The sequence below is a fragment of the Pseudoalteromonas fuliginea genome, from assembly GCF_000690055.1.
Lineage (GTDB): Bacteria > Pseudomonadota > Gammaproteobacteria > Enterobacterales > Alteromonadaceae > Pseudoalteromonas > Pseudoalteromonas fuliginea.
Genome location: NZ_JJNZ01000298.1, coordinates 1 through 455, shown reverse-complemented (window position 1 = coordinate 455; position 455 = coordinate 1). Strand labels below are relative to the sequence as shown.

Below are 455 nucleotides of genomic sequence, written 5' to 3'. Positions count from 1 at the left end.
TAACACAAATAGATGCTCCGACTATTACTGTTCCTTATATTGGGACAATTCCAGTCCCTTCTACACAAACGGTTGTATTATCTGGCACCACTGCTACTGCTTCTGTTGCTGCGGCTCTTATTGGGAAATCTTTGGTCGAACAGTTGGTAAAAGTTTTAAAACCTATTATTGAGCAGACATTTGTTCGGGGGAAACAATTGTTGAACCGAGATCTGACGCCTTACGAGATTCAGATGTTGTTTGCTTTGGAGTTGGATAAGAAGACTTTGAAACTCTTGAAGAAGGAACAAAAGGCTGAGAAATTACGCCAGAAGAAGGCTTTTGTTGAATCACTAAAACATCCGCACATATCTTTGCGTAGGGGGAAGCAGGATTAAAATTTATTTTTTTCTAATCTTTTTCTTGCTTGTGCTTCTAATTGTTTTTCTCTAATTTTTTGTTTAGTTTCTTCACTC

General features: G+C 37.8%; 1 protein-coding gene. It reads left to right on the top strand.

The features are described from left to right. On the top strand, positions 1 to 377 hold a 377-nt coding region (locus DC53_RS22340), incomplete at its 5' end, for a hypothetical protein (RefSeq protein WP_206075195.1). Positions 378 to 455 lie beyond the last annotated feature (78 nt).